The following is a 17,699-nucleotide window of genomic DNA, read 5'->3' as shown; positions in this document are numbered from 1 at the left end:
TGCTGCGCCGCATCTGGCCCGCAAAAAGAAAGGGGGCAGCGGACCCCCTATCCGCTGCCCCCTCCCGATACCCCTTACGGGGATCCCCTCAGCGGGCGGACTCGATCCCGAGGCCGCCGACCGAGGTGTTGATGAAGCGGCGATGCGAGCTCTGCGCCGGGGCCTCGGCCACTTCCTGAAGGCTGCTGCCCTCGTTCCGGACCATCATCGGGCCACGCGCGGCCGGAACCCCGTCGGGGCGGTTAAAGATGAAGCCGTAGGTCGGATACACGCGGCCATGCGTGCTGCCATCGAAGCCCACCTGCACCCGCACGGCGGTCCAGTCATTCGCGTCGGAGACATCGATCACCGACACGTTCCGGGTCACGGTGCCCTTGCGGATTCCCGGGCCCTCCCAGTTCGCGTGGTGGATCGTGATCTCGCGGGCACTCACCTGGCGCTCCACCACTGCAACGTGGCCTGCGCGCATCCCGCCCGAGGACCGGAAGACGAGGACCGAACCGGCCTCCGGGCGGTTGCCGCGGGCATACTGGCCGGCGGCATTGTGCCACCAGGTCCCGCCATTACCGCTGACCTGCATGCCGGTGACCATGCGGGCATAGGGAACGCAGGAGATGCGCCCGAAGGAGGCGACCTCGCTCTCGCTCCGCTCGACGCGGCGGGAGGCAGCCTTGGCGCCCGAGAAGCGCGTGGGACGGACCGAGGCCTCGCGCACCACAGGCGCCGCCTGCCGGGAAGCCGAACTGTGCTTGGCGCCCCCCCGGTTGGGCGAGGAAGCGTCGGCCGTCGAGCTCAGCTGCGGCACCAGCATCAGGCCGCAAATGGTGGCGATGGCAACGGCGGCGCTTTTTGCCTGCATGTAGTCCCCCAGCATCAAGCCTCGTTTCCCAACCAGCCCGGCGCGCCTTGAACGGCACTTCTCGGTCCGGTGATGTCACGGGGGTGTTACCCGGCGCGGTGAAACCCGGGCAAGAAGCGATGCTGTTTCAGGCCGCAACGAGGCGTGATTAGCCCGTCAGGCCAAGCTCCACGGCGAGGTATCGGGAGCAAATTCCTACAAAAACAGGCTCGGGAAGGTTCGGGACACAGTGTTGCGGCCGTGTGGCCACAGGCCGTTGCCGGAACGACGCCGGACTCCCGGCGCCGTTCACAGGCCCCGCTCAGCGGCAGGCAGTGACCATGATTTCAACAAGATGACGCGGATCGGCCATGTTGGCCTCCACGCAGGCGCGGACCGGAGCGCCGCCCTGCGGCAGCCAAGCCGTCCAGAGCTTGTTCAGGGCGTCGCGGTCCCGGATGTCCTTCAGCCACACCTGGGCCTGGAGCAGCCGGGTCTTGTCGGTGCCGTGCTCTTCAAGCGCGGCATCGATCTTGTCGAGGATCTGCTTGGTCTGGCCCGAGACGTCCTGGGAGAGGTCGTCGGCGGTGATGCCGGCCAGGTAGACAAAGCCGTGATACTCGACCGACGTCGAGAGGACCGGGCCGCCGCCCTTGCGGATGATCGCGCTCATATCTGGAAGCTCCATGCCGGAATGGCCTGGCGCTTCTAGGGCGCGGGAAAGGGGGGCGACAAGGCGAGCCGCCCCCGCGAACCCATGCTTCAGGCCACCAGTTGCGGGCCGCCGCTGGCTTTGGCGTGGATCATCGCCTCGAAAACACTCGCACCATGAACGGCTTCTTCCGGGGAAAGCGGATAGGCGGGGCCGCCCGCCACGGCAGCGGCGAAAGCCTCGAGCTCGGCCCGCTCGATATCCACCGTGTCGAATCGGCGCTCCCAGCCCTCGCCCTCCCGCGGGTGGAAGACCAGGGTCTCCGGTTCCCGCTGCTCCAGCCGCCCTTGGGTGCCGAACAGCCCCACGCGCCACATCCGCGGCGCGGAGGCCAGGGTGGCGAAGAGCCCCGTCGGGCCCTCCCGGAATCGGCAGAGCATGGCGGTGGTGTCGTCCAGCCCGATGGTCAGCACCCGGGCCTGGCTGATGACGGAGACCTGCTCGATCGGGCCGGCCAGGTTGATCATCATGTCGATCATGTGGATGCCCATGGCGCCCATGCCGCCAAGCGGGCTCTCGCGGGGGTCTGCGCGCCACATGCCGGGCTTCCAGTTATCGGCGGCGGCGCCGCTGATCTGCCCCTCCACATGCAGAAGGGTACCGAGCGCCCCATCCGCCAGCATGCGCTTCATCTCCGCCACGGCCGGCAGGAAACGGCGGTTATGCCCCAGGGCCATCACCACACCGGCCTCGCGGCAGGCCGCGGCGGCGGCCTCGGCGCTCGCACGGGAAAGGCTGAAGGGCTTCTCCACGAAAACATGCTTGCCCGCACGGGCGGCCGCGATCACCTGCTCGACATGCTGCCCATGGGGCGTGGCCAGGACCACGGCCCGGACCCGTGGATCGGCGAGCACCGCCTCATAGTCGGGCAGCAGGTCCACACCCTTCTCGGCGGCCCAGGCCCGCGCCTTCTCCGGCGTGCGGGTGGTCCCGGCCACGAAGCGGATTCCCGTGCCGTTTCGCCCCTGCACGCTGTTCACCAGCACCTGGCCCCAGCGGCCCATTCCCACCAGCGCAGCATCCAGCATCAGTGCTTCTCCCCCTCGGTCGTGGCCGGCTTCCTCTCCGGCGATGTCTCAAGCGATGCCGCGATCCTGCTCCGGCAGGACATGCCCCAGGCGAAGACCAGCAGCGTGAGCGTGACCGCCACCAGGGTCGGGATGCGCAGCCCCATGGCCTCTCCGGCCAGCCCCAGCGCCAGGGCGCCGAGCGCAGGGCAGGCTCGGGTGACCAGGGCCCAGAGCGACATGACCCGCCCGCGCATGGATGGCGAGGCCGCCGTCTGCGCCAGGACCTGGACGGAAATGCCGTGCGCGGAGGCCGCCGCCCCGATCGCCGCCCCGCAGAGCAGGGCGAAGGCAAAATGGTTCGTGGCGACAAAGCCCGCGGTGGCCGCGGCCTGCGCCAGGATGGCGAGCACCGCGATCCGCGTGGTGCCCTGCAATCGCCCGCGCGAGGCGACGACCAGCCCCGACACGAGGGCCCCGACGGCGAAAGCGGCTGTCAGCATCGCCAGGGACTCGGCGCCACGCCCGAAGAGGCGTTCCACATAGGGCGGCAGGATTTCCTGCACGCCGCGGAGAAGGACGGAGCTGAGGGCGGAGAAGGCGATGATCGGCCCGAGGCCGGGGTGCCGCGCGGCGTAGCGGAACCCCTCCAGGGTCTCCGCCAGCAGGGAGGTGGTGGCGGGATGTCCCCGGCGCTGGGCCGCGTCCACGCGGAGCCACGGCATGGACAGCGTGGCGAAGCCATGCCCGATCGCGTTGCAGAAGATGGCGGGGGCCACGCCCCAGCCCGCGATCAAAGGGCCGGCCAGGCCGGGCCCAACGAAGCGGGCGACGTTGAAGAGAAGGCTGTTCGCGGCCACCGCCGCGGGAAGGTCCTCCCGCGCCACCAGGGCGGGGATCAGGGTCTGCCGTGCGGGCTGGGAGAAGCAGGCGGCGGTGCCGCTGACCATTTCCAGCGCGAAGAGAAGGCCGATGGAGATGTTGCCGGTCGCCGCCAGGGCCGCGACCACCGCCGCCTCGGCCGCGATGGTGCCCTGGGACAGCATGGTCAGGCGCACCCGGTCCACCCGATCCGCCACGGCACCGGCGATGGGACTCACCAGCACGGCCGGGGCAAGGTCGGCGAAGGCGATGAGCCCGACCCAGGCGGGGCTGCGCGTCAGCTCCCAGGCGAGCCAGGCCACGCCGATCCTGTGCATCCAGAGCCCGGTCCAGGCACTCAGGCTCGCGCCGAAGAAGATGCGCGCGTTGCGGCTTGAAAAGGCCCGGCTGAGCGGCCCGGCGACGATTCGGGAGAAGGGGGAGCGCAAGGGCGCCTCAGCGCCCGGTCGCACCCCCGCGGCGACGGCTCGGGGCCGGGGTGGCCGCGGCAGGAACGGCGTCCGGCTGCACCGCCGCGGCAGGCGCGTTCGCGGGCTGGGCTGCATTCGCCCCGCGCACGCATTCGGCGGCCATGCGATCGCGCTCATAAACCTGGGCGAGCTGGTCGGAGATCACCTGCGGGCCGAGATGCGAGGTGGTGCCGACCCGGGCATTGTACTCGTCCTGGCGCATGAGCTGGCCGCGGTCGCGGTAGCGCACCACGCGCTCGGCCTCGGCCGTGCAGGCCGCGTTCAACGCGGCCCTGGCGCCCTGGGGGCCGCTCACGGGCGCAGGCGCGGGCGCCTGGTTCGCGCAGGCGGCGAGCAGGAGCGCGGGCATCAGCGCGAAGGTCAGGGACTTCATGCGGGCGTCGCTCCAGTGGTCTCGTTCGGCTTCGTCAGGCGCGGGCGCGCGAGGCGGTGCCGCAACCCCTCTTCATCGAAGCGGGCCGCGCCGTCCAGGGGCTGCGTGGCCGCGGCGCGAAGAAGATCGGGGTGCAGCACCGTTCCCTCCCGCCCGATATCGAACAGGGCGCGCATCCAGGGTGCCCGGCTCATCACCTCGAGGAGGGCGAGGAGACGAAAGAGAACGGCCATGCCTTCGGCATGGTCGAGGCCGATGCGCCGGTCGAGCGCCTCGGCCCAGCAGCACGCGTCCCGGTCCTCCAGCAGGAGGTCGAGTGCGGGGGCAGAGCTGCCAGGAGGCTGGAAGCGGAACTGGCGGGGCGGGCCGTGCAGGGCCGCGGTCGCGGCCTCCCGCGCCGCGTCCCAGGCCTGAAGGAGCGCGCGCGGGGCCACGGCCGGCGTCGCCTCCGGCGTGAAGGGGATGGCATAGGCGGTCGGCATTCGGCCCTGGAGATAGGGTGCCCGGGCCGGAAGGTCAGGCCTTGACCGGGCTACAATCCCTTCAGCGTGTCCACAGTGTCGAAGTCGCGCAGCACGCCGTCATCCGCCATCTCCACGTTGTGGAGGCGTTCCGCGTGGCGGCCCGTCAGGTGCCGGGCCCCGACATCGCCGGAGATCGACAGGATCTCCCCGAAGAACTCGCGGCCCCAGAGAACAGGATTGCCCTGCTTGCCCCGGAAGGTCGGCTGCACGATCGCGCGGCCTTCCTCGGGGTCGAAACCGGCGATGATCCGGTCCAGCATCGCCGGGCTGACCAGGGGCATGTCGCCCAGCATGACCAGCACGCCCTCCACATCCGGCGGCAGGGCGGCGATGCCGGCCTTGAGGGAGGAGGACAGTCCCTCGGCATAGTCCTCGGCATGGGTCATCAGCACGGGGCGGCCAGCCAGCGCATCCTCCACCCGCTCCCGCTCATGGCCGGTGACGACGAGAACGGGGCGCGCCCGGCTGGCGAGGGCGTTGTCCACCACCCGCGCGACCATGGCCTGGCCCGAGCGGTCGGTGACCATGAGCTTGTTGAGCGGCGCCATGCGGCGCGACCGGCCGGCGGCAAGAACCAGGGCGGCCACCCGGCGCGGCCGGCGCGGGGCGGTGGTGGCGGCGCTGCGGGGCGCATCGCCGCGCGGCAGCGGCCGCGTGTCGATCTCCTTCAGCAGCCCGCCCACCCCCATCCGCATCAGGGATTTCGGCGTGACGGGAACCCCCGCGAGAAGCCGCTCAAGCACCCAGTCGAAGCCGTTCACCTTGGGGCTGCGCGCGCAGCCCGGCAGGACCAGGGCCGGCACCGGGCCGACGCGCCCGAGGCAGAGCAGATTTCCCGGGTCCACCGGCATGCCGAAATGTTCGATCACCCCGCCCGCCCGGAGGATGCCGGCAGGGGCGACGTCCCGGCGGTCCACCACGGCGGAGGCGCCGAGGATGAGCAGCAGCTCCGCCCCGGCCCTGCGGAGACGGGTGAGCGCATCCGCGACAGCGGCTGTCTCATGCGCGGAGCGCTCAGGCGGAAGGAGGGTGCCCGCCAGGGCCTCGATGCGGACCCGTGTCGCCTCCACCCCGTTCTCGAAGATGGCTTCCTTCATCCCGGGCAGCTCCGTGCTGACCAGTCCGACCCGGAGCGGCCGGAAGGGATGGAGGGTGAGGGCGGGCGCACCCCGGAGCATGGCCTCGGCCACCTGCAGCGGCGCCGCAGGCACGGAGAACGGGATCACCTTGATCGTGGCGAGCATGTCCTTCGGCTGCACCACGCTGAAGTCGGCCAGGGTGGCGAGGGTGAGGCTCTCATCCAGGGCATTCACCCGGTCGATCAGCGCAACATCCACGCGCAGCAGGCCATGGGTCTCGGCCAGCAGGTTCACGCGGCCGGTCGCGGCGCGGCTGCGGGCGACCAGCGGGCGCAGCATGGCATTGGCCATCCGGTCCGCCGCCTCGTCCTCCGGCACGTCGCCGGACTCGAGCCTGGCGGCGATCACCTCGCCGTGCCGGGCGGCGCGCAGGGCTTCGATGGCGGCGGCGTCGAGCACCGTGCCCTTCTTCAGGACGCGATCCGGCAGGCGGAGCGTATGGGCCAGGATGGCGCCGCGCGCCTCGTCCAGCGGGGTAGGGCCGAAGAGCATCAGAGCTTCCCGCGGCGGGCGGCCACGACCTGCGCGATGACCGAGAGGGCGATCTCCGGCGCCGTGACGGCGCCGATGTCCAGCCCGACTGGCGCGTGGATGCGGGCGATGGCCTCTGGCCCGTGGCCCGCCGCGGTCAGGCGATCCACGCGCTTGGCATGGGTCCGCCGGCTGCCGAGGGCGCCAATGTAGAAAGCCTCGGAGCGCAGCGCGACATCCAGGGCAGGATCGTCCAGCTTCGGATCATGCGTGAGGGTGACGATGGCGGTCCGCGACTCCGGCCGGAGAGCCTTCAGCGCGTCGTCGGGCCATTCATCCACCAGCGTGGCGTCTGCGGCGAAACGTTCCTCGGTCGCGAAGGCGCGGCGGGGGTCCACGACGGTGACAGCGAGCCCGACCGCGGCGGCCATCGGAACCAGAGCCTGCGCCACATGCACGGCGCCGATGATGATGAGCCGGGGCGGCGGGGCCTGGGGCTGGATGAACCAATTCTCCGCCCCCAGGGAAACGGGCCCGGCCCTGTCATCCCGCAGCGCGGCCTCGGCCGCCTCCGCCAGGGCGGGCGGGGCGGGCTGGTCCGGGTAGAGGATCTGCGCGCCATCCGGCAGGCGGGTCAGCAGCGCCACGGGGCGCCGCGCAGCCCGGGCCGCCAGAAGAATCCCGAGGGTTTCGGGCGTCACGCCAGCGGTTCCACGAAGACCTTGAGCTTGCCGCCGCAGGCCAGCCCGACCTCCCAGGCGCGCTCGTCGCTGATTCCAAAATCGAGCAGCTGCGGCGTGCCGTCCCGCATCACCTGCTGCGCGACATCGGCCACCGCGCCCTCGATGCAGCCACCCGAGACGGAGCCGGCGAGCCGGCCTGTCCCGGTGACGGCGAGGCGCGAGCCGGCAGGGCGGGGCGATGAGCCCCAGGTCTCGACCACGGTGGCCAGGGCCACCTTCTCCCCTTCCGCCCGCCAGGCGCGGGCGGTTTCCAGGATGTCCTCGGTGCCGCTCATGCGGATCTCCTGTGGCTGCGCCCATCGGCGGACAGAGTCGCGACGAGGGCGCGCAGGCTGTTCAGATTATGCACCTGGCGATGCTCGTGAACATGCGGGAGGAGCGCTCTTATGCCCGCGGCGCGGGGCTGAAACCCGGCAAAGCGAAGCAGGGGGTTCAGCCAGATCAGGCGGCGGCAGGAATGGGACAGGCGCTCGGCCGCCTCCGAGAGGCCCTCCGCCCCGCTGCGGTCCAGCCCATCCGTGATCAGAAGCACCACCGCCCCCTGGCCGAGCACCCGGCGGGCCCAGAGGCGGTTGAAGCGGTCCAGCGCCTCGCCGATGCGGGTGCCGCCGGACCAGTCCGGGAGGATATGGGAGACGGCCTGGAAGGCGACTTCCGGGTCGCGGTTGCGCAGGGCGCGGGTGATGTTGGTCAGCCGCGTGCCGAAGACGAAGCTGTGCACGCGCGCCCGGTCATTTGCGACGGCATGCATGAAATGCAGCAAAATCTGCGCGTAGCGAGCCATGCTTCCCGACACGTCGCAGAGCAGAACCAGCGGCGGCGGGCGGGTGATCTGCCGTCGCCGGGCGATGCTGGCGATCTCGCCTCCGAGGCGCATCGAGCCGCGCAAGGTCGCGCGGAGATCGATGCGTGGTCCCGTCGTGTCCGAGCGGAAACGGCGGGTAGGGCGTTCGGAGAGGGGCAGGACGAGCCGGCGGATCTCGCGCTTCGCCTCGGAGAGCTGCTCCGCAGACATTGCTTCAAAATCAAGACTCTGAAGCAGTTCGTTGTCACTGACGGTGAGCGCTGCGTCCTGCCTCCGCTCCGGCTCGCCCGCCGAGGAACGGGGTTGGCTCGCCCCGAGCATGGCCTCGGAGGCACGCCTGGTCGCGGCGGGAAAGGTGTCCGGTGGCTGTTCATCCGGGTCGGGAGGGCGGATCGGGAGGTCGGGGTTCCGCCAGAAGAGGTCAAAGGCGGCGTCGAAAACCTCGAAATGGTCCCGGCGATGCACCATGGTGGCCCGCAGCGCGGCGCGGAAAGCCTCGCGGTCCGAAAAGGGGACGTGGCCGAGCGCCTCGGCAGCGCCCAGCGCCTCGGCAGGACCGACGGGCAGGCCAGCCCGGCGGAGGACACGCCCAAAGGCGATGAGATTGGGGGCGAGGGCGTTCAAGACGCCGCCTCGCGCGCCTCCTCCACGCGCCGCGCCAGTTCGGCGCCGCGCAGCCTGGCGATGTCGTCCTGGTACTTCAGCAGCACGCCGAGGGTTGCCTCCGCGGCGTCCGGTTCCAGCTCCCTCCGGTTCAGGGCGGTGAGCGCGCGGGCCCAGTCCACCGTCTCCGCCACTCCGGGCGGCTTGAAGAAGGTGTCACCCCCGCGCAGACCCTGGGCGAAGGCAACGACCTGGGCGGAAAGGGCCGCCGGCACGTCCGGCGCGCGCCGCGCGAGGATGGCGCGCTCCCGTGCGGCGTCGGGATAGTCCACCCAGTGATAGAGGCAGCGGCGCCGGATGGCGTCATGCACCTCGCGGGTGCGGTTGGAGGTGATGACCACCACCGGCGGGGTATGGGCGCGGATGGTGCCCAGCTCGGGAACGGTAATCTGGAAATCGGCCAGCACTTCTAGCAGGAAGGCCTCAAAGGGCTCGTCGGCCCGGTCCAGCTCGTCGATCAGCAGCAGCGCGGGGCTGCCCTCGATCGCCTGGAGCAGCGGCCGCGGTTCCAGGAAGCGGCGGTCATAAAGGCCACGCTCCAGCGCCGAGCGGTCGGCCTCCCCAGCGGCCTCGGCCAGCCGGATCGCCATGAGCTGCCGCGCATGGTTCCATTCATAGGCAGCCGAGGCCAGGTCCATCCCATCGTGGCATTGCAGCCGGACGAGACGGCGCGGAAGCTGCGCCGCCAGGACCTTGGCGATCTCGGTCTTGCCGGTGCCCGGCTCACCCTCAAGCAGGATAGGCCGACCCATGGCGAGGGCCAAGTGCACCGTGGTGGCCAGGGCGCGGTCCGCGACATAGCCGCCGGCCTCAAGCAGGGCCTGGGTGGCGGCGATGTCGGGCGGCGGGAACTCAGCCAATGACGAAGAGCAGGGCGAGGATGACCAGCATCACCGCGCTGCCGAGCCAGAAGGTGATCGGCATCCCGTAGGGTTCGCGGGGGATCGCCATCAGCAGGTCCATGAGGCCACCCTTGGCCTGGCCGGGGCGCAGCGCGGCCGTGGCCGTGCGGCGCTCGGTCACGGGCTGGCCATTGGAGCCGATGGCGCCGGGCGTGGTGGGGACGGTGTCGTTGGAGGCCATGGTTTCGGTCTCGGTTACAGGGGCGGTGGCGAGCTGGGCGGCGAAGCGGTCGAAGAACTGGTCGGCCATCTGGCGGGCGGTGCTGTCCACCAGCCGCGCGCCGAGCTGGGCCATCTTCCCACCCACCTGCGCCTTGACGTCGTAGTTGAGGAGGGTGACGCCGGGGCTCTCCTCCACCAAGGACACATCGGCGCCGCCACGGGCGAAGCCCATGGCGCCGCCCTGGCCCTCGCCGGTGATGGTGTAGCCCTCGGGCGGCCGGATGTTGGTCAGCGTGACCTTGCCGCCGAACTTGGCGGACATCGGCCCGATGCGGACGGCGACGCGCGCCTGGAAGCTGTCAGGGCCGGTGCGCTCGACCGACTCGCAGCCCGGGATCGCGGCCTGAAGCATGGCGGGGTCGTTCAGCGCCTCCCAGACCCGCTCGCGCGGCGCCTCGATCCGGCGGCTCCCCGTCATGTCCATGCGTGCTGCTCCATTTTCTCGCCCGCGCCGCATGGCTTCCGCCCGCGGCGCCCAGCCGTCTCGCGCCGCAAACTAGGGGAGGGGCGGCCCAGGGGAAAGGGGCGCCGGTCCCTCTCTGGCCCGCCTTTCCTGCCGGTGATAGCCTTCGGGCCAAGGCGGAGGCGCCCTGCCGCCCCGGCGGAACGCCGGGAACCGCGCCCCGCGCGCTGCATCCGGGAGGTATCCATGCCCTATGTGATCGGTGAAGACCTGCCGGATGCGCCGGCCGGAAGTCGCTTCCGCGCCCTGCTGGAACGCCCCGGCATCCTCCGCCTGCCCGGTGCCCATACCGGCATGGCGGCGCTGCTGGCCAAGCGGGCCGGCTTCGATGCACTCTACATGTCCGGCGCCGCGATGTCGGCGAATATGGGGCTGCCGGATCTCGGCATGATCACCGTGGACGACGTGTGCTGGTATATCCGCCAGGTGGCCCGCGCCGCTGCCCTTCCCGTGCTGGTGGATGGCGACACGGGCTATGGCGAGGCCCTGAACGTGATGCACATGGTCCGCTCCTTCGAGGAAGCCGGGGCCGCGGCGGTGCATCTGGAGGACCAGCTTCTCCCGAAGAAGTGTGGTCACCTGAACGACAAGAAGCTGGCCGACCCGCACGACATGGCCGCCAAGGTCGCGGCGGCACGGAAGGCGCGGCGGCATCTCTACATTATCGCGCGCACGGACGCGGCGGCCAGCGAGGGCATCGACGGCGCCGTGGCCCGGGCGAAGCTCTACCTCGAGGCCGGGGCCGATGCGATCTTCCCGGAGGCGCTGACCACCGCCGAGATGTTCCGGGAATTCGCCCGCCGGATGCCCGGCGTGAAGCTGCTGGCGAACATGACGGAGTTCGGCCGCACACCATTCTTCACGGACAAGGAGTTCGAGGAGATGGGCTATGCCATGGTGATCTGGCCTGTCTCGGCCCTCCGCGTCGCGAACCGCGCCATGGAGGAGCTCTACGCCGCGATCGGCCGGGATGGCGGTACCCAGGGCATGGTGGACCGGATGCAGACCCGCGCGCAGCTCTACGAGACCATTGGCTACCACGAATACGAGGCGCTGGATCAGACGCTGGTGAAGACCGTGATCCCCGAGGGGATGCCGCAGCGATGAGGCGCCGTCTTCTCCTCGGCCTCCTGGCCCTCGCGCCAGCCGCCGCGCTGGCGCAGGACGGGCCGCAGCCGAAGCTGCCCACCGAGCCGCTGGTGATTGTCACACGCGACGGCAAGCGGCACGAGTTCCAGGTGGAAATGGCCCTGGAGCCCCAGCAGCAGATGGTGGGGCTGATGTTCCGCCCCTCCGTCGGCCCGCAGGAGGGCATGCTGTTTGACTGGGGCCAGCCCCGCGAGAGCAGCATGTGGATGCGCAACACCATCACCTCGCTCGACATGCTGTTCATCACACAGAACGGGACGGTGCTGCGCATCGCCGAGCGCACGGTGCCGCATAGCCTTGCCACCGTCAGCTCCAACGGCCCGGTCCGGGCGACGCTGGAACTGGCAGCCGGCACGGCGGAGCGGCTGGGCATCCGCGTGGGCGACAAGGTGGAGCAGCGGATCTTCGGGACGACGCGCTAGGACTTGTCCCCTGGCCGGGCGCGGCGGCCCCGGCGGCGTGGCTCAACGCCGCCGGATGATCCAGCCTATCGTGCCGGCCAACCCCGCAAGGTCGGTCCAGAGCTTCCGGTGCCGGAGGGTCAGCGTATGGCCCAGTGCCTTGCAGGCGTGATGCGCCAGCCGGGCGCGGGCCTGGCGCGCGGCAGCTCCCTGGCCCTCATGCTTGCTGGCGAAGTGGAGGCGGGAAAAGGCCATGTGGCGGGCCTTTCTCCAGTGCAGGCCGGGTGACGGGCGCGAGGAGCGCCCCCCTGCATGGGTGATGACGGCCGCGGGAACCAGCACCACGCTTCGGCCCATGCGCCGGGCCTGCGCGCAGAGATCGTCATCCTCGTAGAACAGGAAGAAGCTCTCATCGAAGCGCAGCCGGTCCTCGCGGCGCAGCAGCAGGGCCGCGCCCTGGACATAATCGGCGCAGAAGGGTCCCTCGGGCCAGGGTTCCGCGTCCCGCTTGCCGCCGAACTGGCGCCGCCGGGGCTGGGCGGCGTTCCAGGAGCGATGAGGCCGGCCGTCCCCGCCCATCTGGACCGGCGCGAAGATGGCGGCCTCGGGAAAGAGGTCGGCGGCCTCCGCCAGGGCGGCCAGCGCGGTCTCGTCGATCCGGGCATCCGGGTTCAGCACCAGTGCGAACTCGGTGAGGGCCGCTTCCAACCCGAGATTGCAGCCGGCCCCGAAGCCGAGGTTGCGCAAGCTGCGGATCACCCGCGCGCCGGCGGCCTCGGCCAGCTCGGGCCCGTCATCCGTGCTCGCATTGTCCACGATGATGGCGGCAAGCCCGGCGGGCAGGGCCTCCAGCATGCCGCGCAGGGCGGCGGCGCTGTTATGCGTGACCGTGACCACGGTCACGCGGGGCAGGGGAGATCGGGCGTGGTTCATAGGCGGAGGTTCAGGCCCGCGGGGAGGCGAGCGGCAGGGTCAGGGTCTGCCCGAAGCGGGGGACGATGAAGGCCTCGGGCGGCAGCCCCGCGGCGTCGCGTGCGGCCTCCAGCAGCCGGGGCGGCTCGTCGATCGCCTCCTGCGTCAGCTTGAAGGTGCCGAAATGCATGGCGATGGCGGTGGCGGTCCGGCTCTCGGCTCGGGCGCGCAGCGCCTCCCCCGGGTTCATGTGGACCGTGCGCATGAACCAGTTCGGCTCATAGGCGCCGATCGGGATAAGGCCGATGGCGAATGGCCCGGCCTCGGCGCCGATCCTGGCGAGATGCCCGCCATAGGCGGTGTCGCCCGCGAAGAAGAGGCTGCCCCCGGGGGTGCGGATGGCGAAGCCACCCCAGAGCGCCCAGCCCCGGTCCCGGATGCCGCGTGCTGAGAAATGGCGGGCGGGCAGGTAGGTGATGGCGGCGGAGCCGATGCGCACCTCGTCCCACCAGTCCAGCTCCTCGGCACGTCCTATGCCGTTGCGCGCCAGGATTGGGGCGTTGCCCAGGCCGGTGATGATCCGGGGCGGGTCCAGCAGCCGGAGCGTTCGGACATCCATGTGGTCATAGTGGTTGTGGGAAAGCAGCACCGCGTCGATCGGCGGCAGGGCCTCCAACGCCAGGCCAGGGCTACGCGCGCGGCGGGGACCGGCGAAGGCGAAGGGGCTGCAGCGGTCCGACCAGATGGGATCGGTCAGCAGGGTGGGGCCGCCCGCGATCCGAATAAGGAAGGTGGCGTGCCCGATGAAGGTGATGGCGGCATGGCCGGGTGGCGGGGCGGCCGGGGGCGGCTCAGGCGCGTCGGTGACCTGCCGCGGCCAGGAACTGCCCCGGCCTTCCCGCATCATCCGCCAGACATCGCGGAGCGGATGGCCCGCCTGCTCGCCCTCAGGGTTCAGGAAACGGCCATCGGCCGCGCGGCCCGCGCCCCGCTTCACCGGCCCAGCCTCAAGCCTGGACCTTCACGCCCAGCTCGCCGGCCATGTCGAGCGCGAACTGCCAGGCGACGCGGCCGGAGCGGGAGCCGCGGGTGATGGTCCATTCCTTGGCGCGGGCCAGCAGGGCCTCCCGCTCGATCGGCAGGCCCAGCGCCTGGGCGTAGCCCTCGACCATCGCGAAATAGGTGGTCTGGTCGCAATTGTGGAAGCCGATCCAGAGGCCGAAGCGGTCGGAAAGGGAGACCTTCTCCTCGACCGATTCGCTGGCATGGATGGCACGCTGCTGCTCGTTCTCGATCATGTCCCGCGGCATCAGGTGGCGACGGTTTGAGGTGGCGTAGAAGATCACGTTCGGCGGCCGGCCCGCGATGCCGCCGTCCAGCACGGATTTCAGCGCCTTGTAGTCGGCATCCTCCCGCTCGAAGGAGAGGTCGTCGCAGAAGACGAGCACGCGGCGCGGCTGTTCCCGCAGGATTTCAAGCAGTTCCGGAAGGGTGGTGATGTCCTCGCGCGCGATCTCGATGAGCGCGAGGCTGCCCGGGATCTCCCGGTTCGCCTGGCCATGAGCGGCCTTGACCAGGGAGGACTTGCCCATGCCGCGCGCGCCCCAGAGCATGGCGTTGTTCGCCGGCAGGCCCCGGGCGAAGCGCAGCGTGTTCTCCAGAAGCAGGCGCTTCTGCTGCTCGACGCCCTGAAGCAGCGCGATGTCCACGGCGGAGACCCGGCGGACCGGCGAGAGCCGGGGCAGGGGCGTCGGGTGCCAGATGAATGCATCGGCGCCGTCCAGGCGGGGGGCGGCATGGGGTGCGGGCGCCATGCGCTCCAGCGCCTCCGCGATGCGGGTCAGCAGGGCTTCGTCCATGGTGTTTCCTGGGAGTCCTCGGGCCGGCCCGCCGCCTCGGCTTGACGCGGGGGGGCGGGGGGTTAGTTTCCGCCCTCCTTCGCACCCCAAACGCCCGGACGGAAGCCCAGCCCCATGTTCATCTCCCCGGCCTACGCCCAGGACGCCGCCGGCGGCGCCACCGGACTGGTCATGCAGTTCGCGCCGCTGATCCTGATCTTCGTCGTGTTCTACTTCATCCTCATCCGCCCGCAGCAGAAGAAGATGAAGGAGCATCGCGAGATGCTGCTGGCGCTCAAGCGCGGGGACCGCGTGGTGACCGCGGGCGGCCTCGTCGCCACCATCACCAAGGTGAAGGAAGGCTCGGACGAGATGGAGGCCGAGATCGCGCCGAATGTGCGGGTGACCGTGGTGCGCGGGACGATCGCCAGCGTGATCCGCCCCACCCCCGCCAATGATGCGGCGCCCGCCAAGAGCTGAGCGCCCGTTCACCGGATATGGGAAGGGCGCCACGGGGAGTACCCGTGGCGCCCTTTTCCGTTCCGGCGTTGTGCCCCGGAGATAAAGCCGGGGCAGCCCCGCGTCAGGCGGTCTGGCCGGACTTCATGCCCTTGTCGAGCAGCGAGGCGACGAATTCCCAGTTGACCAGCTTGTCCAGGAAGTTGGTCAGGTAGTCCGGGCGGCGGTTGCGGAAGTCCAGGTAGTAGGAGTGCTCCCACACATCGACGCCGAGCAGGGGCGTGCCCTCACCGGTGGCGATCGGGTTGGAGCCGTTCGGGGTCTTGGTGATCTTCAGCTTGCCGGAGCCATCCTGGACCAGCCAGGCCCAACCCGAGCCGAACTGGGTCACGCCGGCCTGCTTGAAGTCGTCCTTGAACTTCTGCAGCCCGCCGAGGTCGCTCTCGATCTTCGAGGCGAGGGCACCCGGGATCTTGTCGTCGCCGCCATCGGGGGACATGCACTGCCAGAAGAGCAGATGGTTCCAGTGCTGGCCGGCCTGGTTCAGCACGGGCAGGCCATCGGCCCCGGCCTTGCCAGCCTCGGCCACGATCTGCTCCAGGGTCTTGCCCTGCAGGCCCTTGCTTTCGATCAGGCCGTTCAGCGCGGTGACATAGGCCTGGTGGTGCTTGCCGTGATGCAGCTCCAGCGTCTCCTGCTGCATGCCGCGGGCGGCGAGGGCGGCGGCATCATAGGGCAGGGGGGGCAGGCTGAAGGCCATGAGGCATCTCCTTCCGGGTGATTCGGGCCGCAATGTCGCCCTTGTGGCGGCGAAGGCCAAGGCCGGGGAGGCTCAATCCGGCGCGATAGGCGGCGGGCCCGCTGGACAGGCGGACGCTGCGGGTCCAAGGGGCCGGCATGGCTGAGGCTGACGCGCTTTCCCCAATGGCCGCGCTGGCCCGGCGCGCGGACCCGGACCGCTTCCTTTGCGCGCTTTTCGTGCCTTCCGCCGCGCGGGAGACGATCTTCACCCTGATCGGCTTCAACCACGAGCTCGCCCGGGCGCGGGAGGTGGCGCGCGAGCCGATGATGGCACTGATCCGGCTGCAATGGTGGCGGGACACGATCGAGGAGGCGATGGCCGGCAAGCCGCCCCGCCGGCATGAGGTGGCCGGGCCTGTCGCGGTTGCGCTGCAGGAGGGACGGCTCGATCCCGGCGCGCTGCTCCGGATGGCCGAGGCACGGGAGGCGGAGGAGCCGCCCGAGGATCGCGCGGCCCTGGAGAGGCAGCTTCGCGGCACGGCGGGAGAGCTGGCGGCCGAGACGGGGCGGGTGCTCGGCGCCCCCGCCAGCTGCTTCGATTCGCTGTGCCGGGCCGGGATGGCCTATGGCCTGGCAGGCACGTTGCGGAGCCTGCCGGTCCTCGCCGCGCAGGGGCGGCAGCCGCTTCCGCCGGGCTGCCTGCCGACAGAGGCGAAACCGGGGCCGGATATGGCGCGGGAGCTCCATGCCCTCGCGGCCTGGGGTCTCGGCATCGCACGGGAAGCCCGGTCGGCCCTGCGGGATCTGCCCAGGCGCTCCATCGCCGCTGCCCTGCCGGTGATCCTCGCCGATCGTGACCTGAAACGCCTATCCTCACCTGACTGGAACTGGGCAGCCGCCCCGGCGCCGCGCGGCGGTGGGGACAGGCTGGCACTCAGCTGGGCCGGCCTGCGCGGCCGGGTGTGAGTGCCCGAGAGGGGAGGACGAGAAGCGATGGGACGCGGCATCTCCAGGCGGGCTTTGCTTGCCTTCCCTGCCGTCCTCCCTTTCGACAGAACGGGATGGGGGGCCACAGAAGCAACAACTCCTGCTCGACCGCTGCGGGCCGTGGTGGGCTTTTCCGCCGGGGGCGGGGTGGATATCGCGGCAAGGCTCGTCGCGCGGCGGCTCACAGAGGTCCTGCGGCTGCCCGTACTGGTGGAGAACCGGCCCGGGGCGGGCAGCACGTTGGCCGCAGCCCAGGTGCTGCAGGCAGCGCGGGACGGCAGCACCGTTATGGTGGCCGAAACTGCGCTGCTCATCGGCCCCGTTCTCTACCCGGCCGCGCGCTATGATCCGGTGGCGGATTTCATCCCGGTGATGCGCATAGCCACGGCGCCGCTGGGCATTGCCGCCACGGCGTCCCTTGGGCTGGCCGATCTCCGGCAGGCGCTCGAGCGGGCCCGCGCGGCGCCGGCCCCATGGCGCTTCGGGACCCCTGGCGTAGGCACGGCGCACCATCTGGTGGGTGAAATGCTCCGGCAGGCCAGCGGGGTTGAACTGGAACACGTACCCTATCGCGGCGGGGCGCCGGCGGTGACCGCGCTGCGATCCGGCGAGACGGAGCTTTCCGTGGCAAGCCTGCCCTCCATCGTGCCGGCGCTCGGCGCGGGAGGTGTCGATCTGCTCGCTGTCACTTCGGCCAATCGCCTGCCTGGCCTGCCGCATGTGCCGGCCGCGGGCGAGACGCTGCCCGGCTTCGAGGCGGCGCCCGGCATCTACATGCTTCTCCCGGCCGGCACGGGAAGGCACGCGGTCGAGCGGCTGTCGGCCGCCTGCGCCGAAGCGGCCGCCGATGCCGAGCTTCGCCACGCCCTGTCCACTGCGGGGCTCCAGCCTGCCGCTCCGGTCAGCCCGGAGGAGCTTGCCAGCATCATGGCGCAGGAGGCCCGCCATTGGTCCGCGCTGGCGCGGGCCACCGGGGCGAGGCTGGAATAGGGCCGCGC

At 71.0% G+C, this 17,699-nt stretch carries 21 protein-coding genes; 5 read left to right on the top strand and 16 right to left on the bottom strand.

Annotation, left to right across the window (positions count from 1 at the left end; all coding sequences use genetic code 11):
- Positions 1-88 precede the first annotated feature (88 nt).
- The 12 genes from J8J14_RS04070 to J8J14_RS04015 all read right to left on the bottom strand — a co-directional run bounded on the left by J8J14_RS04070 (position 89) and on the right by J8J14_RS04015 (position 10,175).
- The gene (locus tag J8J14_RS04070) at positions 89-874 is read right to left on the bottom strand and encodes a CHAP domain-containing protein (protein ID WP_245215362.1); all 786 of its coding nucleotides are present in this window, start codon (positions 872-874) and stop codon (positions 89-91) included.
- A 286-nt stretch (positions 875-1,160) separates the two neighbouring features.
- Positions 1,161-1,511, bottom strand: a complete 351-nt coding sequence (locus tag J8J14_RS04065) for a RidA family protein (RefSeq protein WP_209378177.1) — start codon at positions 1,509-1,511, stop codon at positions 1,161-1,163.
- An 89-nt stretch (positions 1,512-1,600) separates the two neighbouring features.
- Positions 1,601-2,578, bottom strand: coding sequence for a Gfo/Idh/MocA family protein (locus J8J14_RS04060; RefSeq protein ID WP_209378176.1), 978 nt, complete (start codon positions 2,576-2,578; stop codon positions 1,601-1,603).
- Positions 2,578-3,867, bottom strand: coding sequence for an MFS transporter (locus J8J14_RS04055; RefSeq protein WP_245215361.1), 1,290 nt, complete (start codon positions 3,865-3,867; stop codon positions 2,578-2,580). The genes J8J14_RS04060 and J8J14_RS04055 overlap by 1 nt, the downstream gene beginning before the upstream one ends.
- A gap of 7 nt (positions 3,868-3,874) precedes the next feature.
- On the bottom strand, positions 3,875-4,282 hold the full coding sequence (locus J8J14_RS04050) for a hypothetical protein (protein ID WP_209378174.1): 408 nt from the start codon (positions 4,280-4,282) through the stop codon (positions 3,875-3,877).
- Positions 4,279-4,764, bottom strand: a complete 486-nt coding sequence (locus J8J14_RS04045; RefSeq protein WP_209378173.1) for a hypothetical protein — start codon at positions 4,762-4,764, stop codon at positions 4,279-4,281. Before J8J14_RS04045 ends, J8J14_RS04050 begins: the two co-directional genes overlap by 4 nt.
- Positions 4,765-4,814: 50 nt before the next feature.
- Entirely contained in the window at positions 4,815-6,437 is a 1,623-nt protein-coding gene (locus J8J14_RS04040; RefSeq protein WP_209378172.1) for an NTP transferase domain-containing protein, read from the bottom strand.
- Complete coding sequence (locus J8J14_RS04035) at positions 6,437-7,117, bottom strand: XdhC family protein (protein WP_209378171.1); 681 nt, start codon at positions 7,115-7,117, stop codon at positions 6,437-6,439. Before J8J14_RS04035 ends, J8J14_RS04040 begins: the two co-directional genes overlap by 1 nt.
- The gene (locus J8J14_RS04030; RefSeq protein ID WP_209378170.1) at positions 7,114-7,434 is read right to left on the bottom strand and encodes an XdhC family protein; all 321 of its coding nucleotides are present in this window, start codon (positions 7,432-7,434) and stop codon (positions 7,114-7,116) included. Before J8J14_RS04030 ends, J8J14_RS04035 begins: the two co-directional genes overlap by 4 nt.
- Positions 7,431-8,588: a vWA domain-containing protein gene (locus tag J8J14_RS04025; protein WP_209378169.1), complete on the bottom strand. Its 1,158-nt coding sequence runs from the start codon at positions 8,586-8,588 to the stop codon at positions 7,431-7,433. Before J8J14_RS04025 ends, J8J14_RS04030 begins: the two co-directional genes overlap by 4 nt.
- Positions 8,585-9,487, bottom strand: a complete 903-nt coding sequence (locus J8J14_RS04020) for an AAA family ATPase (RefSeq protein WP_245215359.1) — start codon at positions 9,485-9,487, stop codon at positions 8,585-8,587. The genes J8J14_RS04025 and J8J14_RS04020 overlap by 4 nt, the downstream gene beginning before the upstream one ends.
- A complete protein-coding gene (locus J8J14_RS04015) occupies positions 9,480-10,175 on the bottom strand; it encodes an SRPBCC family protein (protein ID WP_209378168.1) in 696 nt (231 codons plus the stop codon). Before J8J14_RS04015 ends, J8J14_RS04020 begins: the two co-directional genes overlap by 8 nt.
- A gap of 225 nt (positions 10,176-10,400) precedes the next feature.
- Between J8J14_RS04015 and prpB the strand changes: the two genes are divergently transcribed.
- On the top strand, positions 10,401-11,321 hold the full coding sequence (gene prpB, locus J8J14_RS04010; RefSeq protein ID WP_209378167.1) for a methylisocitrate lyase: 921 nt from the start codon (positions 10,401-10,403) through the stop codon (positions 11,319-11,321).
- Positions 11,318-11,785 carry a DUF192 domain-containing protein gene (locus J8J14_RS04005; RefSeq protein WP_209378166.1) on the top strand — a complete coding sequence of 156 codons (468 nt, stop codon included), beginning with the start codon at positions 11,318-11,320 and terminating at the stop codon, positions 11,783-11,785. The genes prpB and J8J14_RS04005 overlap by 4 nt, the downstream gene beginning before the upstream one ends.
- A 42-nt stretch (positions 11,786-11,827) precedes the next feature.
- Here J8J14_RS04005 and J8J14_RS04000 read toward each other — a convergent pair whose 3' ends face one another.
- From J8J14_RS04000 to J8J14_RS03990, 3 genes are read right to left on the bottom strand one after another with little or no spacing between them, the layout of a single operon-like run.
- Positions 11,828-12,697, bottom strand: a complete 870-nt coding sequence (locus tag J8J14_RS04000; protein WP_209378165.1) for a glycosyltransferase family 2 protein — start codon at positions 12,695-12,697, stop codon at positions 11,828-11,830.
- A gap of 10 nt (positions 12,698-12,707) precedes the next feature.
- A complete protein-coding gene (locus J8J14_RS03995) occupies positions 12,708-13,673 on the bottom strand; it encodes an MBL fold metallo-hydrolase (RefSeq protein WP_342452384.1) in 966 nt (321 codons plus the stop codon).
- Positions 13,674-13,683: 10 nt separating this feature from the next.
- Positions 13,684-14,535 (bottom strand): ATP-binding protein, encoded by an 852-nt coding sequence (locus tag J8J14_RS03990; RefSeq protein WP_209378164.1) that lies wholly within the window; start codon positions 14,533-14,535, stop codon positions 13,684-13,686.
- A gap of 114 nt (positions 14,536-14,649) precedes the next feature.
- Here J8J14_RS03990 and yajC point away from each other — a divergent pair, with 114 nt between their 5' ends.
- The gene (gene yajC, locus J8J14_RS03985; protein WP_209378163.1) at positions 14,650-14,994 is read left to right on the top strand and encodes a preprotein translocase subunit YajC; all 345 of its coding nucleotides are present in this window, start codon (positions 14,650-14,652) and stop codon (positions 14,992-14,994) included.
- 103 nt (positions 14,995-15,097) lie between these two features.
- Here the strand turns inward: yajC and J8J14_RS03980 are convergent, their stop codons facing one another.
- Positions 15,098-15,733, bottom strand: a complete 636-nt coding sequence (locus J8J14_RS03980; RefSeq protein ID WP_209378162.1) for a superoxide dismutase — start codon at positions 15,731-15,733, stop codon at positions 15,098-15,100.
- 137 nt (positions 15,734-15,870) lie between these two features.
- Here J8J14_RS03980 and J8J14_RS03975 point away from each other — a divergent pair, with 137 nt between their 5' ends.
- Complete coding sequence (locus J8J14_RS03975) at positions 15,871-16,680, top strand: squalene/phytoene synthase family protein (protein WP_209378161.1); 810 nt, start codon at positions 15,871-15,873, stop codon at positions 16,678-16,680.
- 141 nt (positions 16,681-16,821) lie between these two features.
- Complete coding sequence (locus tag J8J14_RS03970) at positions 16,822-17,691, top strand: tripartite tricarboxylate transporter substrate-binding protein (protein WP_209378160.1); 870 nt, start codon at positions 16,822-16,824, stop codon at positions 17,689-17,691.
- The last annotated feature ends 8 nt before the right edge of the window (positions 17,692-17,699 follow it).

The organism is Pararoseomonas baculiformis (assembly GCF_017813395.1).
Lineage (GTDB): Bacteria > Pseudomonadota > Alphaproteobacteria > Acetobacterales > Acetobacteraceae > Roseomonas > Roseomonas baculiformis.
Note: the sequence above shows the minus strand (reverse complement) of the source record. Positions and strands in the feature narration are given on the sequence as shown.